This is a genomic window from Stenotrophomonas sp. NPDC077420, assembly GCF_044543385.1.
In the GTDB taxonomy this organism is placed as follows: domain Bacteria; phylum Pseudomonadota; class Gammaproteobacteria; order Xanthomonadales; family Xanthomonadaceae; genus Stenotrophomonas.
In genome coordinates, this window is sequence record NZ_JBITVZ010000010.1 from 1 (window position 1) to 21612 (window position 21612).

The following is a 21612-nucleotide window of genomic DNA, read 5'->3' on the forward strand; positions in this document are numbered from 1 at the left end:
CGGTAGGTCCCTGGCAAAGTAAAGGAGGAGGTGGCGGCCGCAGGCCGCCGCCGGGGGACATTTGCATAGGGGCCTGCCGGCCGCGGCGGGGCCCCACACGCTCGCGATGAACCTGATCGAAGACCGTACGCCAAGCCTCGACGGACCTTGGGAGCGTGACGTTCCACTCCCTTCCGCGATGAACCAGAAAAAAGCCGGCCATGCAGGCCGGCTTTTTGGGTTCAAGGCGCCTTCGGCGCTGCCGCCGCGGCGGGCGGCTGCCAGCCACACATCTGGCCCTGGTTCTGCTGCTTCAACCACTCGTTGACCGGGGTGAAGTATTCGATCATCGGGCCGGCGTCCAGCTTGTCGCCCCCGGTGATTTCCTTCAGCGTCGCCTGCCACGGCTGGCTGGCGCCCTTGCTCAGCATCGCCCAGAACTTCTGCCCGGCTTCCTTGTTGCCGTAGAAGCTGCACTGGTGCAGCGGGCCCTTGTAACCGGCCGCATCGCACAGGCCCTTGTAGAACTGGAACTGCAGGATGCGCGCCAGGAAATAGCGGGTGTACGGCGTGTTGCCCGGCACGTGGTACTTCGCGCCCGGATCGAAGAACTCCTCGCCGCGCGCGCTGGCCGGTGCCACGCCCTGGTACTTCGCCTTCAGGTCCCACCACGCCTTGTTGTAGTTGTCCGGGGTGATCGAACCATCGAACACGCCCCAGCGCCAGCGGTCGATCATCAGACCGAACGGCAGGAACGACACGCCGCTCAGTGCCATCCGCATCTGCGCGTTGATGGTCGCCTCGCGGCTCTCCTGCGGCTTGTCAACCAGGCCGATCGAGTTCAGGTACTGCGGGGTCATCGCCAGCACGATGGTGTCGCCGATCGCTTCGTGGAAGCCATCGTTGGCACCGCCCTGGAACAACGGCGGCAGCGGGTTGTAGGCCAGGTCGTAATAGATGTGGCCCAGCTCGTGGTAGATGGTGGTGAAGTTTTCTTCGTTCGGCTTGATGCACATCTTGGTGCGCACGTCGCCTTCCATGTTCATGTCCCACGCACTTGCGTGGCAGACCACGTCGCGGTCCAGCGGCTTGATGAACTGGGTCTTGTCCCAGTACGACTTCGGCAGCGCCGGCATGCCCAGCGACACATAGAAGTCCTGCGCGCGTTCGGTCATCTGCTTGGCGGTACGCAGTTCGGCCTCACGCTGCGCCTTGTACAGCGCTTCCACGTTCGCGTTGCTGCCGCCGGCCTTGGCCAGCGCACCGCTCAGGTTGGCCTGGTACTGCTTTTCCAGCGCCGCGGTGATGTCCAGGCTGCCCGCGCCCGGGTACGGCTCAAGCTGGTCCCACAGGTTGGACCAGTCCTGCTGCCACATGTTGCCCAGCAGGTGCGCGGCGATCAGGCCGCCTTCGGTTTCGGCCTTGTCCTTGCCATAGGTGGTGTCCAGCTTGGTACGCGCGTAGCAGTGCAGCTGCTCGTACATCGGCTTGACCTGCTCCCACAGGCGGTCGGTCTCCGGTCCGATCTGCTCGGCCGGCATGTCGTAGCCGCTGCGCCACATCTGCCCGGCATCGGCGAAGCCCATTTCCTTGGCCCCTTCGTTGACCAGGCCCACGAAGCGCTGGTAATCGGCGCGCATCGGCTTGGTGGTGGCGTGCCAGCCCTGCCAGGCGTCCAGCTGCTTGTCGTAGTCGCGGCTGCTGGCCAACACCTGCTCCAGGTCGCCGAGCTGGCGACAGGTGGCCGGGTTCGCCTCGTCGGTGCAGTACTTGCCCGAGCCGTAGGCGCCTTCCATGCGGCTGGCGATGCGGGTCAGCTCGCCCAGCTTGGCCGGGTCGCGCGGCGCCGGCATCGCGGTCATCAGCTTGAGCAGGTGGATCTGGCGCTTGGTGTCCTCGCTCATCGGCTGGCCGTCGTAGGTGCCGGCCTGGGCGATCCAGCCATTGAGGATGGTCAGCCAGCGCTCGTTGGCCTTGGCCGCCACACGCTCGGAATCGTCATTGATGTAGGTCGACGACAGCCACTGGGCCGAGGTCATTTCCGGGTACAGGGCCTTGTACTCGGCGTTGACGCGGGCGATGAACTGATCCGCGGTTTCGGTGGGCTTGGCGGTGCCGGCGGCCGGTGCATCGGCCGGCGACGGTTCCTTCTGGCAGGCCGCCAGGGTCAGCGCGGCAGCGCCGACCGCCAGGGCCAGCAGGAGCGGGCGGTGGTTCACGGGGACATCCTTGGGTGGTGACAGACCGGCGAAGGCTAGTGGGGCGGCCGCCGCACCGCAAGGGCCACAGGTCCCGTCAGCGGGCGCAGCCGGCGAACAGATCGCGGTCGCGCTCGTACAGCGCGGTCTTCACCTGCATCAGGCCCAGGACCGAGGGGAACAGGTTGTCATGGTCGGTGTACTGGCCGGCACGGCGGCGCACGCAGGCCAGGTCCAGCCCACGGCTGGCGGCAAACCCCGGCGAGAACCACATCGTCATCGGCACCCGGGTCTGTTCCTGCGGGGCGATCGCGTAGGGCACCCCGTGCAGGTACAGGCCCTTTTCCCCAAGCGACTCGCCATGGTCGGACAGGTAGATCAGGGCGGTGTCGTAGTCCTGCATGCCCTGCAGCGTGCCGAGGGTGCGGGCCAGCAGCTGGTCGGTGTACAGCAGCGCGTTGTCGTAGCTGTTGGTGATTTCCTCGCGGCTGCACCTGCCCAGGTCCGGGGTGTCGCAGGTCGGGGTAAAGCGGCGGAAGGCCGCCGGGTAGCGTTCGAAGTAGCTGGGGCCGTGGTTGCCCAGCTGGTGCAGCACCACCACCCGGTCGCCCGGCGTTGCACGGACCTGTTCGGCGAGGTGGTCGATCAGGATCTCGTCCATGCAACGGCCGTTGGCGCACAGGGTGGGATGCGTTGCATCGTCCAGTGCCTGCATCGGCAGCCCTTCGCACACGCCCTTGCAGCCGGACTGGTTGTCGCGCCACAGCGTGCCGATGCCGGCGTGGTCGAGCACGTGCAGCAGCGACTGGTGCGCGCGGATATTCTTCTCATCGTAATCGTGGCGGCCATAGGGCGAGAACAGGCAGGGCAGCGACACTTCCGTGCTGGTACCGCACGAATGCATGTCCGGGAAGTTGATCGCGCTGGTCTGCGCCAGCTGCGGCGTGGTCTGCCGGGCGTAGCCGTTCAAGCCCCAGTTCTGCGCACGCGCGGTTTCACCCATCACGATCACCAGCAGCCGCGGCTTGCTGTCGGCCGCGCGCGGGGTGGCCTTGGCGTCCATCCCGATCGGCAGCTTCGGTGCGCGCTGGATCGGGTTGTCGCCGCGCAGCGCCTTGGGCAGGCCCAGCAGGTAGTTGCCCGGCGTGGCCAGGTAGCGCACCTCGCGCTGGTTGCGCATCAGCGCCGACATTTCCTGGAACGACAGCAGCGAACCGCCCAGTGCCACGGCGGCCGACAGCAGCAGGAAGCCGCCACGCCACAGCAGCGCCTTGCCCCAGCTGCGGCGCAGCAGCTGCACGCGCCACAGCACGACCATCGGCAGCGCCGCCAGCAGCACCAGCGGCGCGATCAGGCTGGGAGTGATCAGCTCGCGGCTTTCCTTGTGGTCGGTCGCCAGCACGTTGCGCAGCATGTCCGCATCCAGGTAGATGTGGTAACTGCCCATGTAATGGGCGGCCATCGCCGTGCCCAGCAGCAGCACGCCGACCATCACCTTCGCATTCCAGCGCCACACCAGCAGGCCCATCAGCAGGCTGTGCGCGCCGACCAGCAGCAACAGCAGCGAAAGACCGAAGCGCAGGCTGCCCGGATGGGTGGCCATCGCGCTGTGCCAGAACAGGCCGTTGCAGGCCAGCGCGAAGAACACGCTGGTGAGCGCGATCAGGACTTCCGTGGACCAGGTCGGGCGCCAGTTGCGCACGGTGGTGAACGCGGAGAGGCGTGGCACGCGCGATGCGAGGGTGTTCATGCGCGGACTCCGCGGGCGGTGATGCGGCGTACCAGCAGGAACAACAGCAGCGACACCGTCCAGCAGGTCGCCAGCGTCCACAGGTCATGCGAAAGGAAATGCGCGCCGCGCAGCTGCTGCGCGGCACCGAACACGCCGCCGGCGACCAGCCCCACGGCAAGGCCACGCCATCGCCATGCAGGGCGCACCAGCAGCGCGAAGAAGTACAGGCTCACCCAGGCAAAGCCGGCGCTGGAATGCCCGGCCGGGAAGCACACCCCGCGCGGCATGCCGTGCGGGCGGGTGGCGAACAGGCCCACGTACTCGCGCAGGCCGCCGTAACGCGCCAGGTCCCACGGGCAATCCATGTTGGTGAGCGACTTCAGCAGCGACACCACGCCGGTGCCCAGCGCGACGGCCATTACCAGGTACAGCAGCGGCCAGCGCCATGCGGCCGCGCGTTCGTGGCGCCAGGCGTGGAAGCACAGCACGAGGGTCAGCAGCGTTGCCGCTGCGCTCAGCCACTTGCCACCCTTGTGGATCAACTGGCTCGTCGCCCATGCGTTCTGCAGGAGCCAGTGATGGCCTTCCATGCGGTACAGCTGGTCCGCAAGCCACTGGTCACCCCCGCCCGCCATCAGTGCGGCACTGGCGGCCAGCACGGCCAGCAGCGGCCAACCGAGATGGCGGCGCAGGAACCCGGACGCCTGCGCGGGCGCATCGGAAGCGAGCGGGACAAGTGCAGGGGAAGCAGGAAGCATCAGGCAGGGCCGGCGGGGAAACCGGCGCCATGGTCATCAGCGGCGTGTCGGAGACCGGTCGGAGCGATGTTCCCCGCGCGTTAATCGGCCGCGCCGTGCATCCGCGATTCAGTCACCGTCGTCCACGCCGGCGGCTGCATCCTTGGACAGTTCCGCGTGGCAGGCTGCATTCCATGCCGTGCCGGGTACCAGCCACCAGCGGTTGCGGTTGGCACTTCCGATCATCACCGCCTGCGCGCGATCCACGCACGGACTGATGGCCTGTTCCAGCACCAGCAGCCAGCGGTTGTGCGGCGCCTGCGCCAGCCACGGGCCGGCGTCATGCCACTGTTCGTCCCAGGGGCGCTTGAACCCGAAGTCGGTCACCGGCCGGTCGGCCTGCAGCAGGTTCTGCTCGCGCCAGGCCAGCGCGCCCAGCTCGGCCGACGGGCCGATCCGCTCGCCGACCTGCTGCATCAATGCCGACGAAGAACTGTACGGACCCAATGCAGGCATCAGGCCCCAGCCGTGCAGGTTCCACAACAGCATCGCAGTCAGCACGGCAAGCATGCCGGCACGCCGCTGGCGCAGCCAGGCGGCCAGCAGCAGCACCACAATGCCGAAGCCGAGGAGCCACGCCCCGAGTACCGGCAGCAGGGTTTCCGGCATGCCGCGCTTGGCCAGCTGCGCATGCGCCCAGGCACCGTCGCCCAGCAACTGCGCGCCAATCCCCAGCGCCGCTGCGCCCAGCACCAGCACGTAGGCCAGCAGCAGCCAGCGCGGACCAGCCCGGCGCAGCAGGCCGGGCAACAGCGGCGCCGCGGCCACGCACAGCGCCGGCAGCATCGGGAAGATATAGACCTCGCGCTTGCCGGGGCTGGCACTGAAGAACAGCAGCACCAGCAGCGCCCAACCGAGCAGCAGCCAGTAGCGTCCATCCAGACGCTTCAGCCGCCTCCACCACGCCGGAACCAGCGCGGGCAGCAGCAGGCTGCCGGGCAGCCACAGCGTGGCGATCACCTGCAGGTAATACCAGGCCGGCTGCACGTGGTGCCACGCGTTGGCGTAGCGGGTGCCGGTCTGCTTGAACAGCAATTCGCGCGCATAGCCCTGCAGCTCCGGCGAGGGGTCGTTGAGCAGGGCGATGCCAAGTGGGCCCAGCCACACGGCGGTGCCGAGCAGGAATGCCGGTATCAGCCACAGCAGTGAACGCGCGCGGGGCGGGGCAGCGCCAGGCCGCGGCTGGACCTTCCAGCGCCACAGCGCCCACGGCAGCAGCACCAGCAGCGGCAGGAAGCCTACGCCCTTGGTGACCGTGCCGAGACCCGCGGCGAACCCGGCCACCCACAGCATCCGCGTGTTCGGCCGTTCCAGCAGGTGGCGCAGCAGCGCCCACAACGACAGGGTGGTGAGCGCGACCAGCACCATGTCGATCTGTGCACGCTTGGCCATCAGCCCGAACTGCAGGCAGCTGGCCAACGCCAGCAGCGCCCACCAGGCGATGCGCCGGTTCCACAGGCGCCGCGCCAGGTCCCAGCTCAGCCACAACGTGGCCAGCGCGGCCGCCAGCGAGGGCAGCAGGAAGGCCAGGTTCCAGTTCCCGATGACCTGGTAGGTCGCCGCCTGGATCCACATGAACACCGGCGGCTTTTCGGCGTACAGCTCACTGCCGCGGTGGGGCAGGAGCCACTGGCCGGTCTCCACCATGGCCCGGGCGGCCAGCACGAAACGGGGCTCATCCGGCGGGGTAGGGGCGCGCAGTCCGATCCCTGCGGCAAGGGCCAACAGCAGGGCGAGGCAGGCCAGCAGTCGCCACCGATGGCGGGTCAGGATCGTCGGCAAGGGCAAGGGATCGGTTGGAAAGCCCGCACTGTCGCCCAGCCGATGTAAGAAAGGCGTCGAATCGGGGCGATTGCGACCGGATTCCGACATTGCAGGAGCTACCATGGCGGTATCACCCCCGAGTTCCCGACGCATGCGGCTCCTGGTCATTGAAGACAACCGCCAACTGGTCGCCAACCTGTTCGAGTATTTCGAAGCGCGTGGCCATGTCCTCGACGTCGCCCCCGATGGCGTCACCGGCCTGCACCTGGCCGCCACCCAGAACTACGACGCGCTGATCCTGGACTGGATGCTGCCGCGCATGGAAGGCCCCGACGTGCTGCGCCGCCTGCGAAACGAGCACGGCTCGGAAGTGCCGGTGATCATGCTCACCGCGCGCGATGAACTGCCCGACAAGATCGCCGGCTTCCGCGCCGGCGCCGACGACTACCTGACCAAGCCGTTCGCCCTGCCGGAACTGGAAGTCCGGCTGGAAGCGCTGCGCGTGCGCGCGCAGGGGCGCAACCCGCGCAAGGTGCTGGAAGTAGCCGATCTCACCCTGGACCTGGCCACGCTGGAGGCACAGCGCGACGGCCAGGCCCTGCACCTGTACCCGGCCTGCCGCAAGCTGCTTGAAGTGTTGATGCGCGCCAGCCCGGCGGCGGTCACCCGCCAGCAGCTGGAATTCGCGCTGTGGGGCGATGAGCTGCCCGACGGCGACCTGCTGCGTTCCCACATCTACGAACTGCGCCGCAGCGTGGACGGCCCGTTCCAGCGCAAGCTCATTCATACCCTGCCGCGCGTGGGGTATCGCCTCGGTGCACCGGCCACCGAAGGCCACGATGAAACTGCGTAAACCCGCGCCGCTGCACCGGCGGCTGGTCTGGTGGCTGCTGGGCTACCTCGCGTTGATCTCGCTGGCGGTATTCAGCGTGGGCAACTACGTGCACGAACACGCCGAGCATTCGGCGTGGCGCGCACTGTTGAACTCCGAACTGGACAGCATCGTCAGCCACATCGAACACGAACCGCACTACCGCTGGCAGGACTCGGACACGCTGCGGCTGTTCACCGTCGATGACAGTCCCGAGGTTCCGCCGATCCTGCGCACCCTGCATCCGGGCCTGCACGACGGCGTGGAAATCGCCGGCCGCGCCAGCGCGGTGATGGTGCGCGACACCGCCGGGCAGGGACGTCTCGCACTGGCGCTGGACATCAACGACTTCCACGACCTGGAAGAGTTCGCCACCCGCTGGGTGATGCTGGCCAGCGTGGTGATGATCGTGGTGACCGTGGTGATGGCCTCGTTCGGTGTCAGCCGCCTGGTCAGCCCGCTGCGCTCGCTGGCCCGGCGAATCGACGGCCTCAAGCCCGGCGTGCCCGGCCAGCGCGTCGAAGTCGACCCGCGCGGCAGTTCCGAGCTGTACGTCATCGCCGCCGCACTCAACGACTACCTGTACCGAAACGAGCAGTTCGTGGAACGCGAACGGGTGTTCATCAGCACCGCCAGCCATGAACTACGCACCCCCATCGCGGTGATCACCGGTGCCGCCGAACTGGCACTGGAGCAGCCCGCGCTGCCCGACCGTGCGCGCCAGCAGATGCAGCGCGTGCACCGCACCGCCCAGGGCGTGGAGCAGCTCATCCAGCTGCTGCTGGTGCTCGCGCGCGAACCGGCGCGCCTGGCCGCGTTGAAGGAACGCATCCCGCTGGACCAGCTGGTGCCGGACATCATCGAAGACCATCGCCACCTGATGGGCGACAAGGACCTGCAGATCGCCGTGCAGGGCCTGGCCAACGTGGACATCATCGCGCCCCTGGGCGTGGTCCAGGCCGCGATCGGCAACCTGCTGCGCAACGCCATCGAAAACAGCGGCCGCGGCACCATCACCATCAACGTATCCGACCGTGCCGTGGTCACCCTTCAGGATCCTGGCGAAGGCATGAGCCCCGAAGAAATCGCCGCGGTGTACGCGCGCATGGCCCGCGGTGACCGCAACGGACAGAGCGGCATCGGCCTCGAACTGATCGCACGACTGTGCGAACACCTCGGCTGGGCGCTCACCATCGAACAGAGCGAACCGCGCGGTACCCGCGTCATCCTCGACCTGAGCGCATCGCTGCCAGGGTAGGCGTGGCACTGCGCGGCAGCGCAACGTGGCATGTGGTGAAGACAGTGTTACGCTCAAAGAGGCGTCGCATCATGCGGCGCTTTTTTTTGCCCTTTCGATCGACAGAGGATCGCATGCCGACCGAACCCAGTACTGCCCTCATCACCAACGACATCGTTGGCCTTGGCCTGATCGCCGCCACCCTGGCCCTGATTTTCTGGGCCGCCAGCGGCCCGACCCCCCTGCTGAAGAAAATCTTCGCCTGGGTGCCCGTGCTGCTGCTGTGCTACTTCATCCCGGCCATCTACAACACCGCTGGCCTCATCGACGGCCACGACACCGCCCTCTACAACCCCATCGCCCGCGACGTGCTGCTGCCCGCGGCCCTGGTGCTGCTCACCCTTTCCATCGACCTCAAGGGCATCCTCAAGCTCGGCCCCAAGCTGCTCATCGTGTTCTGCGCCGGCACCTTCGGCATCATGCTCGGCGCCGTGGTGTCGTTCCAGCTGATGTCGTGGATACATCCGGACACCATGGCCGGCGATACCTGGGCCGGCATGGCCGCACTGGCCGGCAGCTGGATCGGCGGCGGTGCCAACATGGTGGCCATGCGCGAAGTATTCGGCACCGACGCCACCACCTTCGGCCAGTTCGCCGTCGTCGACGTCGCCTGCGCCAGCCTGTGGATGGCGGTCCTGCTGTTCCTTGCCAACCGTGCGCAGCAGATCGACAGCCGCAACGGCGCCGATACCCGCGCCATCGATGAAATGAAAGCGCGCATCAGTGCCTACGAGGCCCAGAACGCGCGTATTCCCAGCCTGACCGACCTCATGATGATCGTCGGCGTCGCCCTCGGTGGCGTCGGCCTGGCCCACGCCATCGCCGCCCCCCTGAGCGCCTGGTTCAAGGCCAACATCAGCTGGGCCAGCCAGTTCAGCCTCGACAGCGCCTTCGTCTGGGTGGTCCTGCTCTCCACGCTGCTGGGCCTGGGCCTGAGCTTCACCCGGGCACGCAGGCTCGAATCGGCAGGCGCATCCCGCCTGGGCACCGTGTTCCTGTACTTCCTGATCGCCTGTATCGGCATGCAGATGAACCTGCTGTCGCTGCTGGATCGCCCGTGGCTGTTCCTGCTCGGCGTGATCTGGATGCTGACCCACGTTCTCGTCCTGTGGACCGTCGCCAAGCTGGTCAAGGCGCCGCTGTTCTTCTTCGGCATCGGCTCGATGGGCAACATCGGCGCAGCGGCATCGGCGCCGGTGGTGGCGGCAGCATTCCATCCCAGCCTGGCGCCGGTGGGAGTGCTCCTCGGAACAGTCGGGTACGCCACGGGAACTGCTCTGGCATACGTAACCGGCTTGATCCTTAAATGGATGGCCGGAGCATAACGACACCATCAGCATCGGGAAGGCCAGCCAACGGCTGGCGCTACCTGCTCTAGGTTCCGTCATCTGCCATCTGTGGATGGCGGGGCGGCGGTGGGGGTGCGGGACTGTAGAAAACATGGATGTTTTCTACAAGCCCCCATGGATGGGTTCACGGCGTGTCCCGCACCCCCACCGCCGTCTCGCCAAAGCCGACGGAAATGCAGAGCCAAAAGAAAAGGCGGCGCAGATGCGCCGCCTTTTCGCTTCTAGAAGCCGTCTCGACCAACGGTCGAGACCTACCGTTCAACAGCGCGATATCGCAAATGTCAGCAGCAGCGACCCCCATTGCGGCCGCCGTAACGCGCTTCCTGGCGTTCGCGGAAGAACGTCTTGTAGTCCATCGGCGTGCGATCCGGATGCTTCTCCAGTACGTGCCGTACGTAGTTGTCGTAATCGGGGATGCCGCAGCACAAGCGTGCCGTCTGCACCAGGCGCCGCCAGATCCGGCGGTGCGCCTGGTACTGCCCGACCGGAACCAGACCCGTACTCATCACAGGTCCGCCATCTGGTGCGGTTCCAGCGCCACGTACGGAGTTTCACGGTCCGTGCGCTGCGGTGCGCGACGCGCCACCACGATCGTCTTGATCGCATAGGCCAGGATCGCGAACACCACGAACAGGAACAGCACCGTCAGGCCCGTGTTGACGTACGCATTGACCACGATCTGCTGCATCTGCGCCACCGTCTTGGCCGGCGCCGTGATCGTGCCGCTGGCGATCGCATCCTGGAACTTGTGCGCCTGCGCCAGGAAGCCCTGCGACGGATTGCTGTCGAAGATCTTGATCAGGCCCGCATACGTGGTGCAGATCAGCAGCCATACCGCCGGCACCGCCGTCACCCACGCATAGCGGTCACGCTTCATCTTGAACAGCACCACCGTACCCAGCATCAGCGCGATACCCGCCAGCATCTGGTTGGAGATGCCGAACAGCGGCCACAACGTCTGGATGCCACCGAACGGATCGACCACGCCGGTGTACAGCAGGTAGCCCCACAGCGCCACGCAGCCGGCGGTGGCGATGATGTTCGCCGTCCACGACTCGGTCTTCTTCAACGCCGGGATGAAGTTGCCCAGCAGGTCCTGCAGCATGAAGCGGCCCGCACGCGTACCCGCATCCACCGCCGTCAGGATGAACAGTGCCTCGAACAGGATCGCGAAGTGGTACCAGAATGCCATCATCGCGTTGCTGCCACTCGGGATCGCCTGGTGCAGGATCTGCGCGATACCCACCGCCAGCGTCGGCGCGCCACCCGCACGGTGCAGGATCGTCGGCTCGCCAATCGCCGCCGCCGTCGCCTCCAGCTGCTCCGGCGTGATCGTGAAGCCCCACGTCGTGGTGATGTAGTGTGCCGCCGAGACCGCATCGGCGCCGATCACCGCCGCCGGGCTGTTCATCGCGAAGTAGATGCCCGGATCGATGATCGACGCCGCCACCAGCGCCATCACCGCCACGAACGATTCCATCAGCATGCCGCCGTAACCGATGTAGCGCATGTGGCGCTCATTGGCCAGCAGCTTCGGCGTCGTACCCGACGCGATCAACGCATGGAAGCCCGACACCGCACCGCACGCAATGGTGATGAACAGGAACGGGAACATGCCGCCCTTCCACACCGGACCATCGCCGCTGGCCGCGAACTGCGTCAGCGCCGGCATCTTCAGCTCCGGCATCACGATCAGGATGCCGATCGCCAGCGCCACGATCGTGCCGATCTTCAGGAACGTCGACAGGTAATCGCGCGGAGCCAGCAGCAGCCACACCGGCAGCACCGACGCCACGAAGCCGTAACCGATCAGCATCCAGGTGATCTGGATCCCGGTGAACGTGAAGGCCGGCCCCCAGACCGGGTCCGCCGCCACCTTGCCGCCGTACCAGATCGCCAGCAGCAGCAGGATCAACCCCACCACCGAGATTTCGCCGATCTTGCCGGGCCGGATGTAGCGCATGTACACGCCCATCAGGATCGCGATCGGCATCGTCGCGATCACCGTGAACATGCCCCAGGGGCTTTCCGCCAGCGCCTTCACCACCACCATCGCCAGCACCGCCAGGATGATGATCATGATCAGGAACGCACCGAAGAGTGCGATCGTGCCCGGCACCTGGCCCATTTCCTCGCGGACCAGGTCACCCAGCGAACGCCCGTTGCGGCGGCTGGAGATGAACAGCACCATGAAGTCCTGCACCGCACCGGCCAGGACCACGCCGACCACCAGCCACAACAGCCCGGGCAGGTAGCCCATCTGCGCCGCAAGTACCGGGCCCACCAGCGGGCCGGCGCCGGCGATCGCCGCGAAGTGGTGACCGAACAGCACGTGCTTGTTGGTCGGCACGTAATCCAGGCCATCGTTGTTGAGTACCGCCGGGGTTGCCCGGGTCGGGTCCAGCTGCATCACCTTGTCGGCAATGAACAGGCTGTAGAAGCGATAGGCGATCAGATAGATGGAGACTGCGGCGACCACGATCCACAGCGCGTTGATGTGCTCGCCCCGCCGCAGTGCGACGGTGCCAAGACAGAATGCGCCGAGCAGCGCGAGCGCCGCCCAGCCCAGCTTGGAAAAACCTTTCATGAGATTGCGTCTCCCTGAAGAACTCCGTAAGGGTCCGCCCTGGCAGTGACCGGGTCAATGCGCGTGCGGAGGCTTGCCGCTAGTACTTTGGTCGTACACGGGTACAGAACACCACGCTTGGAACAATCGGTTGCGGGCATGACGGTTGGCGCCTCCAGGGGCTGCGCCCATCTTGTATCCATCTTCCTTTGGCCGGAGTCAACATGAGCAGCCCAACCCCGGTGCGCGTGCAGCGCACCATCCGTGGCATGGCCACCTCCGACGGGGCCGGCGTGCGCCTGACCCGGGTCATCGGCGGCCCCTCGCTGCCGGACCTGGACCCGTTCCTGCTGCTGGATGAATTCGGCACCGACCGCGCCGAGGACTACATCGCCGGCTTCCCCAGCCACCCCCACCGTGGCTTCGAGACCGTGACCTACATGCTCGATGGCCGCATGCGGCACAAGGACAACCACGGCAACGAAGGCCTGCTCACCCCCGGCAGCGTGCAGTGGATGACCGCCGGCCGCGGCCTGGTGCATTCGGAGATGCCCGAGCAGGAGTCGGGGCAGATGCGCGGCTTCCAGCTGTGGGTGAACCTGCCCGCGCGCGACAAGATGACCGACCCGAAGTACCAGGAGTTCGCACCGGATCGCATTCCGGTGGTCACCCCGGCGCCGGGCGTGCAGGTCAAGGTGATTGCCGGGCAGGTGGGCGACACGGTGGGCCCGATCGTGCAGCCGGCCACCGATCCGCTGTATCTGGACATCCAGCTGGACGGCGACGCGGGCTGGGACTACGCGCTGCCGGAAGGCCACAACGCGTTTGCGTACGTGTTCGAAGGCACGCTGGCGATCGGCGAAGGCGAGGATGCCCGCCCGGTCGACCGGCAGGAGATGGCGGTGCTGGGCGGCGGCGAGCTGCTGCAACTGCGCGCCGGTGCCGCGGGCGCGCGGTTGATCCTGGTGGCGGGGCGTCCGTTGCGCGAACCGGTGATGCGCCATGGGCCGTTCGTGATGAATACAAAGCAGGAACTGATGCAGGCCTTCGTGGACTTCCAGGAAGGCCGCTTCTGAAACCCGGTAGCGCCGGCCAACGGTCGGCGCTACCCGATGTCACCGCTCGGCAGCCACCGCGGTGGGATTGAGGCTCAGGCCCTGCGACATCGACTGCAGCGAGCGCAGTTCGCTGGCATCGCTGGGATAGAGCGAAATCTGCGCGTACTGGTTCTTGTCGAACTTGACCACGGTCATGCGGCGGGTGGCATACCCCGGGGGCTCCTGGCCGCCCAGGTCGGGCTGGTACCAGTACAGCGACTCCCCGGCGAAGCCGCCTTTTTCCTGCCGCAGCGATCGGGACAGCGGAATTTCGGGGTCACGACCGGTCAGCATCAAGGTCATCACCTCGCGTCCGCCGGTATCGACGGCCTTGCACAGCACGTACGTGGATTGCGTCGTTTCCTGCCATTGCAGTCCACTGGCGGCGGGCAGGGCAGGACATCTGGCCGCCGACTGTGCCGATGCCACACCGGCCGTGAGTGAAAGCCCCAGCATTACCAAGGCGTGCAGGATCTTCATACGTTCCCCCGTGTCGAATTGGCCGCACCGTCCCCGAGGGGCGTTTCCACCCGCCAGGTGACGGCCTGGTGATTTTGACCTTAACGGAATGTGACTGGATCTTCAAATAACCGTTTCAATTGAATCTGAAGCCGGTTAGCGAGGTGAGGGCTCCGCGCCGATCCATCGGTAGACCATTCCGCCGATCATTCCGCCCAGCAGCGGCGCCAGCCAGAACAACCACAGCTGCCCCAGCGCGCCGCTGCCGGCGAACACCGCCACGGCGGTGGAGCGCGCAGGATTCACCGAGGTATTGGTGACCGGAATGCTGATCAGGTGGATCAGGGTCAGGGCCAGGCCGATGGCCAAGGGGGCGAACCCGGCCGGGGCGCGCCCATGGGTTGCCCCCATGATCACCACCAGGAACATGGCGGTGAGCACCACCTCGCACAGGAATGCGGCCGCCACGCTGTAGCCGCCCGGCGACAGCGCGCCGTAGCCGTTGCTGGCAAACGCACCGGCCTGGGCCCCGTCGATCTGGAAACCGGGGGCGCCGGAGGCGATCTGCAGCAGGATGAAACCGGCCAGCAGGCCACCCAGGACCTGCGCGACAAGGTAGGGCAGCAGCTCGCGTGCGGGGAAGCGGCCGCCGGCCCACAGGCCGACGCTCACCGCGGGGTTGAAGTGGGCGCCGGAGATGTGGCCGAACGCATAGGCGCCGGTCAACACGGTCAGGCCGAAGGCCAGGGCGACGCCAAGGAACCCGATGCCCAGCGGGTTGCCCTCGCCGCCGAAGTGGGCGGCGAGCACGGCACTGCCGCAACCGCCCAATACCAACCAGAACGTGCCGAGGAATTCGGCAACCACGCGCTTGCCCATGCTCATCGGGAATCTCCACGAGTGTCCAAGGGGGAACACGGCGGAAATCGGACAATGCGGCGTGTGCTCAGCGCACCGGCAGTGGAATGAATTCCATGTCATCGCCGGGGATGGTGCCGAAACGTCCGGATTCCCAGTCGTGCTTGGCCTGCTCGATGCGTTCCTGGGAGCTGGAAACGAAGTTCCACCAGAGATGGCGGGGCGCATCCAGCGGTTCACCACCGAGCAGCATGGCCTTCAACGGCGTCTTGGCGCGCAAGCGGCCACGCGCGTTCTTTTCGGGAATCACCAGGTGTTGGGCGGGCAGGTCGACGCCGTCGAGCTGTGCGTCACCCTCGAGGATGTAGAGGGCACGTTCGACGTGACCGGTATCCAGGTCGAGCTCGGCGCCGGGATCAAGATCGATGGCTACATTGAGCGTGCCGGCGAACACCTTCACCGGAGACTCCTCGCCATACGCCGTTCCGGCGATGATGCGCAGCCAGGCGCCGTTGCGCCGTTGCTGGGGCAGGGTGGCGGCGCTGTGGTGGAAGAAGCCGGGATCGGTTTCCTCGAACTCTTTCGGCAGCGCCACCCAGGTCTGCATGCCGTGGATGGGGTGGTCGTGTTCGCGTTCCACCGTCGGAGTGCGTTCGGAGTGGGCGATGCCACGGCCAGCGGTCATCCAGTTGACGTCGCCGGGGCGGATGACCTGGTCCGACCCCAGGGTGTCGCGGTGGCCGATCGCGCCGGACCAGAGGAAGGTGACGGTGGCCAGCCCGATATGCGGGTGCGGACGCACATCGATGCCGGCACCGGCGCCCATCACCGCGGGGCCCATCTGGTCGACGAACACGAACGGGCCCACGCTGCGGGCCTGGATGCTGGGCACGGCGCGGCGCACTTCCAGGCCGCCGATGTCATGGACGCGCGGGGCGATGATGGTCGTCATGCGGGCTTTCTCGCTGGCGGGGACAGGTCGAAAGGATGGCACGCGGGTCGGGCCGGTGCATGGCCCGTTCGGGTAACAGGTTGTTCCAGCCAACCGCAGGTCGCCCGCGTTTGATGTTGGTGGGTTGACCTCGTTGCGCAACCGCCTTCGGATGCTTGGACCGCGCTGCGCGCGGTGTCCGGCCAACGGCCGGGGCTACGAATTGTTACGTAACGTCCGCAGATCGGGATCAACCAACCAACGGCAAACAAAAACGCCACCGGGCGGTGGCGTTTCTGTTTTGGTCAATCAATCGTCAGATCACCGGTTCGCGCAGCACCGCCGCGTCCCACCCCGGGCGCGGGGCAAAACGGTCGCCATGACGCTGCTGCAGCACCTTCAGGCGCTCCACCAGCGCATCGGCGCCGGTGGCGCGGATGTACTGGATCGGGCCGCCGCGGAACGGGGCGAAGCCGGTGCCGAAGATGACACCGGCATCGAGCAGGTCGGCGTCAGCCACCACGCCGTCGTGCAGGCAGGCGACCGCTTCGTTGAGCAGCGGCAGGATCAGGCGGTCTTCCAGATCGTCGGGTACCTGGTAGTTGGCCGGCACGTCCGGCTTCTGCGCGCGGCCGCTGTCCCATTTGTAGATGCCCTGGCCGTCCTTCTTGCCGCGCTTGCCCGGTTCCACGGTCTGCAGCGCGGCGGGAATCTGCAGGCCCAGGAACGGCGCCAGTTCCTTGCCAACGCCAGCGGCGACGTCCAGCCCGACAGTGTCGAGCAGCTCGATCGGGCCCATCGGCATGCCGAACTTCACCGCGGCCTTGTCGATGACCGGGCCGGGGATGCCTTCGGCGTAGGCGGTCGCCGCTTCCAGCATGTACGGGAACAGCACGCGGTTGACCAGGAAGCCCGGCGTGCCGGCCACGGGCACCGGGAACTTGCCCAGCGCCTTGCAGAACGAGGCCAGGCGACGCTCGGTTTCCGCCGCCATGCCATCGTGGTGGATGATCTCCACCAGCGGCATCTGCGCCACCGGGTTGAAGTAATGCAGGCCGGCAAACTGGGCCGGGCGCTGGATGTGGTCGCGCAGTTCCACCAGCGGAATCGACGAGGTGTTGGTGGTCAGCAGCGCGTCGGCCTTCATCCTCGGCTCCAGCGTCTGGTACAGGCCGCGCTTGGCCTCGGCGTCTTCGATGATGGCTTCGATCACCAGGTCGGCCACGGCCACGCCGTCACCGGCCAGGTCGGCCTTGAGCCGCGCGGCGACCGCCGGGCGCTTGGCGTCGTCGCGTACCTTCTTCGCGAACAGCGCCTGGGCCCGCTCCATCGCCGGGTCGATGAAGCGCTGCTCGCGGTCCTGCAGGGTGACCTCGAAGCCCTTGTAGGCCGACCAGGCCGCAATGTCGCCGCCCATCACGCCGGCGCCGACCACGTGCACGTGGCGGATGCCATGGTCCTTCCCGCCCAGCGCCTTGAGACGCTCGGTCAGGAAGAAGATGCGGATCAGGTTGCGTGCGGTCGGGGTGCCGGCCAGCTTGACCACGGCGCGGCGCTCGGCATCCAGGCGGGCCTGGATGCCGCTGCCACCGGTGCGCGCCCAGGTGTTGATCAGCGCATACGGGGCGGGGTAGTGGTCCTTCTTCGCCTTGCGCGCCACCTGCTTGGCCATCTGCGGCGCGAGCAGCTTCCGCGCCAGCCAGGTGTTGGTGGCCCAGGCGGTCAGGCGCTGCCTGAGCGGGCGGGTGGTGCCCGACAGGCCCAGCGCGACGGCGGTATCCAGCAGCACCGCCGGGGCCACGACCTTGTCGACCAGGCCGATGTTGCGGGCGGCCGATGCCGACAGGTTGCGCCCGGTCAGCATCATGTCCATCGCGGCCGGCGCGCCCACCAGGTGTGGCAGGCGCGCGCTGCCGCCCCAGCCCGGGAAGATGCCGAGCTGGGTCTCGGGCAGGCCGATCCGGGTGGACGGGTCGTTGGAGGCCACGCGGTAGCGGCAGGCCAGGGCCAGCTCGGTGCCGCCGCCCAGGCAGTGGCCATGGATGGCCGCCACGGTGGGGCAGGGCAGCTCGGCCAGCTTCTGGTAGGTGGTCTGGCCACGGCGGATGGCGTCGTTGACGGTACCGCGGCGATCGAATTCCTGGAATTCCTTCAGGTCGGCGCCGGCGATGAAGCCTGCCGCCTTGATCGACTGCACCACCACCGCCTTGGGCGGGTCCAGGGCCAGGCGTTCCACCAGATCGCCCAGTTCCAGCAGCACGTCCTGCGACATCGCATTGACGCTGCTGTCCTGGCGGTCGAGGCTGAGCACCACGACACCATCGTCACGGATCTCGGGGTGCCAATGTGAGAAGCGGAGCCCATCGAAGCCTGAAAGCATGGGGACGTTCCATCCGGTTGTGTATGGAGAAGGGGGCTATGATCCAGAGGTTGTTTCCCCCCCGTCAAATCCCAATAGCAGGGGGAGAAAGGGAACCTTAACGGAACCGTAGTTAAAAGCTGGTGCGGCGTTCACGGATGGGCGCTGAACTTTTCCCGGGATTGGCAGTCTCATTGCCCGACGTCGGTTGGGCTGACAGGAGTGCGGCCCCCCATGGCCGAGGTTGAAACACCACAGGAGCTGGACCTGGAGCTGGTCCGGCGCGTGCAGCGCGGCGAAAGCGCGGCGTTCGACGTACTGGTGCGCAAGTACCAGCACCGGATCGTTGCGTTGATCGGGCGCTACATCGCCGACTGGAGTGAATGTCAGGACGTCGCCCAGGACACGTTTGTTCGCGCCTACCGCGCGATCAACAGTTTCCGCGGGGATGCGCAGTTCTATACCTGGTTGCATCGGATTGCCGTGAACACCGCCAAAAACCACCTTGCCGCCCATAACCGCCGCCCGCCCACCGATGACATCGACATCGGCGATGCCGAGCAGTTCGACAGCGGTACCCGCCTGCGCGACACCGACACGCCCGAACGCGAGCTGATGCGCCAGGAACTGGAGAACACGGTGATGAAGGCGGTGGCGGCGTTGCCGGAGGAGCTGCGGTCGGCCATCACCCTGCGCGAGGTGGACGGCCTGAGCTATGAGGACATCGCGCAGAAGATGGGGTGCCCGATAGGCACCGTGCGGTCGCGGATCTTCCGCGCCCGCGAGGCGATCGACACTGAACTTCGGCCGCTGCTGGACATCGGCAGCGCCACCCGCGAGAAGAGCCGCGCATGAGCAATCAACATCCCGACACATTCGACGCCCACCACCGCCAGCAGCTGTCGGCGCTGGTCGACGGTGAGCTGCCGCTGGAGCAGGCGCGTTTCCTGGTGCGTCGGCTGGAACACGATGACGACCTGTCGCGCTGCCAGGAGCGCTGGCAGCTGCTGGGCGACGTGCTGCGCGGGCAGGCCTGTGCGCCTGCACCGTCGGGCTTTGCCGAGCGTATCCAGCTCGCCGTGGCCGCCGAGCCGCGCCCGATGGAGTCGAATGCGACACCGACGACACCGACGACGCCGGTGCGCCGGCGCGGCTGGCTGCGCATGGGCGGCGGTGCGGCGCTGGCCGCCTCGGTCGCCGCCATTGCCCTGTTCATCTCCCGCGAGCCGCTGCCCGGCGAGACCGCGCCGGTCCCGTCGACCACGGTCATCGCCAGCCAGGCGCAGCTGCCCCCGGCACCGCCGCGCGCGCCCGCTTCGCCGTCCGTGCCGGCCGTCGTGGCAGACGCCGCCCTGGCCGTGGCGACCGTGCCTGCCGCGGCCACCGCGCGCCGCAACAGCGCCACCCGTACCCAGCAGGCCGCGCGCAGCGTGGCCAGCCGTAGCGTCGAACCGATCCGTGCCGTCGCCAGTCAGGCGCCTCTGGCGCCGACCGTACCGGCCGCGACCGGCCGGTCGTTGCCGTTCGGCGATGTCAGCAGCCTTCAGGCGCGGCCCTGGCCTCGTTCGAGCCTGGGCGAGCAGGGCGCGCTCAATGCCAGTTTCCGTTCCCAGCAGCCGCAGGCCGCGTTCTATCCGTTCGAACCGCGCCTGCAGGATGACGGCGCCGATTGAGCCCGGTTCGATCTCCTGCTGCCGTCCCTTTCCCCCTGATGACCCCTGACCCGGAGGTTCGAGTCTGATGACCGCCCGTATCCGTACGCACGCCTTGGCCCTGCTGGCCATCACCCTGCCGCTGGTGGCCTGCGCGCAGTCCCCGTCTCCCGCGGCACCTGCCGCCCAGGCCGCCGCCCCGCGTGCCCCGGCCGCGCCGCTGGTCAGTGGCCTGCCGGACTTCACCCAGCTGGTCGAGCAGGTTGGGCCGGGCGTGGTGAACATCGAAACCACCATCGTGCGCAGCAACCGCCAGGCGCGCGGCGCCGGTCCGGGTCCGGGCGAGGATGAAATGCCCGAATTCTTCCGCCGCTTCTTCGGCCCGGACTTCCAGATGCCGGGCCAGCCCGGTGGCGAGGACCCGGGCCCGAGCATCCGCGGCCGCGGCATGGGGTCGGGCTTCATCATCTCGCCCGACGGCTACGTGCTGACCAACCACCACGTGGTGGCCGACGCCGGTGAGGTGAAGGTCAAGCTGGGTGACCGCCGCGAGTTCACCGCCAAGGTGGTCGGCAGCGACCAGCAGTACGACGTGGCCCTGCTCAAGATCGATGCGAAGAACCTGCCCACCGTGCGCGTGGGCGATTCCAACACGCTCAAGCCGGGCCAGTGGGTGGTCGCGATCGGTTCGCCGTTCGGGCTGGACCACTCGGTCACCGCCGGCGTGGTCAGCGCGGTCGGGCGCAGCACCGGTGGCCAGGACCAGCGCTACGTGCCGTTCATCCAGACCGACGTGGCGATCAACCAGGGCAACTCGGGCGGTCCGCTGCTCAATACCCGGGGTGAAGTGGTCGGCATCAACTCCCAGATATTCTCCGCCTCAGGCGGCTACATGGGCATCAGCTTCGCCATTCCGATCGACCTGGCCATGGGCGCGGTCGAGCAGATCAAGAAGAACGGGCGGGTCAGCCGGGGCCAGCTGGGCGCGATCGTCGGCGCGATCACCGGCGACGTCGCGCAGGGCTTCAACCTGCCCGACAGCCGCGGTGCGCTGGTCAATGATCTGGTCCCGGGCAGTGCCGCGGCCAAGTCCGGGCTGGAAGTGGGCGATGTGATCCGGTCGGTCAACGGTACCCCGATCAACACCTTCAGCGACCTGCCGCCGTTGATCGGCGCGCAGGCGCCGGGCAGCAAGGTCCGCCTGGGCGTGCTGCGCGACGGGCGCGAACGCGAGATCACCGCCACCCTGACCGAGCTGGCCGAAGATGCCGAACGCGGCGCCGCGGCCCCGGCCGCCGCCGACGCCGCGCCGCAGGCCGGCGCCAATGCCCTGCTGGGCCTGGAGGTGGCCGACCTGACCGCGCCGCAGCGCCAGCAGCTCGGCCTGGAGTCGGGCGAGGGCGTACGCATCACCGGGGTGAACGGCCAGGGCGCCCGCGATGCCGGCCTCTCGCCGGGCATGGTGGTGCTGCAGGTCGGCCGGACCCCGGTCGGCAGCGTCGCTGCGCTAAACAAGGCGTTGGCCGGCTACAAGAAGGGCGATGTGGTCATGCTGCTGGCGCGTACCCGCAACACCACCGGCTTCGTAGCGGTCAAGACCGGGCAGTAAGCCCCGCCAGTGCTGCGTTTCCGGGCCCGCTTCGGCGGGCCCGGTCGTTTCCGGCCCCCGGCACGCGGGAAGGGGCCGGCCATGCGATAATGTG

Annotated in this window: 17 protein-coding genes; 7 read left to right on the forward strand and 10 right to left on the reverse strand. The window is 67.5% G+C overall.

All coding sequences use genetic code 11. The features are described from left to right. Nucleotides 1–221 precede the first annotated feature (221 nt). From ACIGII_RS11200 to ACIGII_RS11215, 4 genes are all read right to left on the reverse strand, one after another. Nucleotides 222–2198, reverse strand: coding sequence for a M2 family metallopeptidase (locus ACIGII_RS11200; protein WP_399638144.1), 1977 nt, complete (start codon nt 2196–2198; stop codon nt 222–224). 76 nt (nt 2199–2274) lie between these two features. After that, complete coding sequence (locus ACIGII_RS11205) at nt 2275–3927, reverse strand: phosphoethanolamine transferase (RefSeq protein WP_399638146.1); 1653 nt, start codon at nt 3925–3927, stop codon at nt 2275–2277. Further along, the gene (locus tag ACIGII_RS11210) at nt 3924–4667 is read right to left on the reverse strand and encodes a phosphatase PAP2 family protein (protein ID WP_399638148.1); all 744 of its coding nucleotides are present in this window, start codon (nt 4665–4667) and stop codon (nt 3924–3926) included. The genes ACIGII_RS11205 and ACIGII_RS11210 overlap by 4 nt, the downstream gene beginning before the upstream one ends. 108 nt (nt 4668–4775) lie before the next feature. Further along, complete coding sequence (locus tag ACIGII_RS11215) at nt 4776–6488, reverse strand: ArnT family glycosyltransferase (RefSeq protein WP_399638150.1); 1713 nt, start codon at nt 6486–6488, stop codon at nt 4776–4778. Nucleotides 6489–6621: 133 nt separating this feature from the next. Between ACIGII_RS11215 and ACIGII_RS11220 the strand changes: the two genes are divergently transcribed. The 3 genes from ACIGII_RS11220 (at nt 6622) to ACIGII_RS11230 (ending at nt 9963) form a co-directional block, all read left to right on the forward strand. Beyond that, on the forward strand, nt 6622–7323 hold the full coding sequence (locus ACIGII_RS11220) for a response regulator transcription factor (protein ID WP_399638151.1): 702 nt from the start codon (nt 6622–6624) through the stop codon (nt 7321–7323). Next, nucleotides 7310–8599 carry a sensor histidine kinase gene (locus ACIGII_RS11225; RefSeq protein WP_399638152.1) on the forward strand — a complete coding sequence of 430 codons (1290 nt, stop codon included), beginning with the start codon at nt 7310–7312 and terminating at the stop codon, nt 8597–8599. The genes ACIGII_RS11220 and ACIGII_RS11225 overlap by 14 nt, the downstream gene beginning before the upstream one ends. A gap of 113 nt (nt 8600–8712) precedes the next feature. Next, on the forward strand, nt 8713–9963 hold the full coding sequence (locus ACIGII_RS11230; protein ID WP_399638154.1) for a DUF819 domain-containing protein: 1251 nt from the start codon (nt 8713–8715) through the stop codon (nt 9961–9963). Between the two features lie 305 nt (nt 9964–10268). On the opposite strand, the gene ACIGII_RS11235 is transcribed toward ACIGII_RS11230, so the two are convergent. Then, complete coding sequence (locus tag ACIGII_RS11235) at nt 10269–10493, reverse strand: YbdD/YjiX family protein (protein ID WP_068853636.1); 225 nt, start codon at nt 10491–10493, stop codon at nt 10269–10271. Next, a complete protein-coding gene (locus tag ACIGII_RS11240; protein WP_399638156.1) occupies nt 10493–12574 on the reverse strand; it encodes a carbon starvation CstA family protein in 2082 nt (693 codons plus the stop codon). The genes ACIGII_RS11235 and ACIGII_RS11240 overlap by 1 nt, the downstream gene beginning before the upstream one ends. A 203-nt stretch (nt 12575–12777) precedes the next feature. Between ACIGII_RS11240 and ACIGII_RS11245 the strand changes: the two genes are divergently transcribed. Beyond that, nucleotides 12778–13629: a pirin family protein gene (locus tag ACIGII_RS11245; protein WP_399638158.1), complete on the forward strand. Its 852-nt coding sequence runs from the start codon at nt 12778–12780 to the stop codon at nt 13627–13629. Nucleotides 13630–13668: 39 nt separating this feature from the next. Here ACIGII_RS11245 and ACIGII_RS11250 read toward each other — a convergent pair whose 3' ends face one another. The 4 genes from ACIGII_RS11250 to ACIGII_RS11265 form a co-directional block, all read right to left on the reverse strand. Then, the gene (locus tag ACIGII_RS11250; protein WP_399638159.1) at nt 13669–14130 is read right to left on the reverse strand and encodes a hypothetical protein; all 462 of its coding nucleotides are present in this window, start codon (nt 14128–14130) and stop codon (nt 13669–13671) included. A gap of 135 nt (nt 14131–14265) precedes the next feature. Further along, the gene (aqpZ, locus tag ACIGII_RS11255; protein ID WP_399638161.1) at nt 14266–14994 is read right to left on the reverse strand and encodes an aquaporin Z; all 729 of its coding nucleotides are present in this window, start codon (nt 14992–14994) and stop codon (nt 14266–14268) included. A gap of 61 nt (nt 14995–15055) precedes the next feature. Next, on the reverse strand, nt 15056–15919 hold the full coding sequence (locus ACIGII_RS11260) for a pirin family protein (RefSeq protein WP_399638163.1): 864 nt from the start codon (nt 15917–15919) through the stop codon (nt 15056–15058). Nucleotides 15920–16214: 295 nt separating this feature from the next. Continuing rightward, nucleotides 16215–18278, reverse strand: coding sequence for a 3-hydroxyacyl-CoA dehydrogenase NAD-binding domain-containing protein (locus ACIGII_RS11265; RefSeq protein WP_399638165.1), 2064 nt, complete (start codon nt 18276–18278; stop codon nt 16215–16217). Nucleotides 18279–18491: 213 nt separating this feature from the next. Here ACIGII_RS11265 and rpoE point away from each other — a divergent pair, with 213 nt between their 5' ends. The 3 genes from rpoE to ACIGII_RS11280 all read left to right on the forward strand — a co-directional run bounded on the left by rpoE (nt 18492) and on the right by ACIGII_RS11280 (nt 21518). Continuing rightward, a complete protein-coding gene (gene rpoE, locus ACIGII_RS11270) occupies nt 18492–19112 on the forward strand; it encodes an RNA polymerase sigma factor RpoE (RefSeq protein ID WP_399638167.1) in 621 nt (206 codons plus the stop codon). Continuing rightward, nucleotides 19109–19930, forward strand: coding sequence for a sigma-E factor negative regulatory protein (locus ACIGII_RS11275; RefSeq protein WP_399638169.1), 822 nt, complete (start codon nt 19109–19111; stop codon nt 19928–19930). The genes rpoE and ACIGII_RS11275 overlap by 4 nt, the downstream gene beginning before the upstream one ends. A gap of 67 nt (nt 19931–19997) precedes the next feature. Then, nucleotides 19998–21518 (forward strand): DegQ family serine endoprotease, encoded by a 1521-nt coding sequence (locus ACIGII_RS11280; protein WP_399638171.1) that lies wholly within the window; start codon nt 19998–20000, stop codon nt 21516–21518. The last annotated feature ends 94 nt before the right edge of the window (nt 21519–21612 follow it).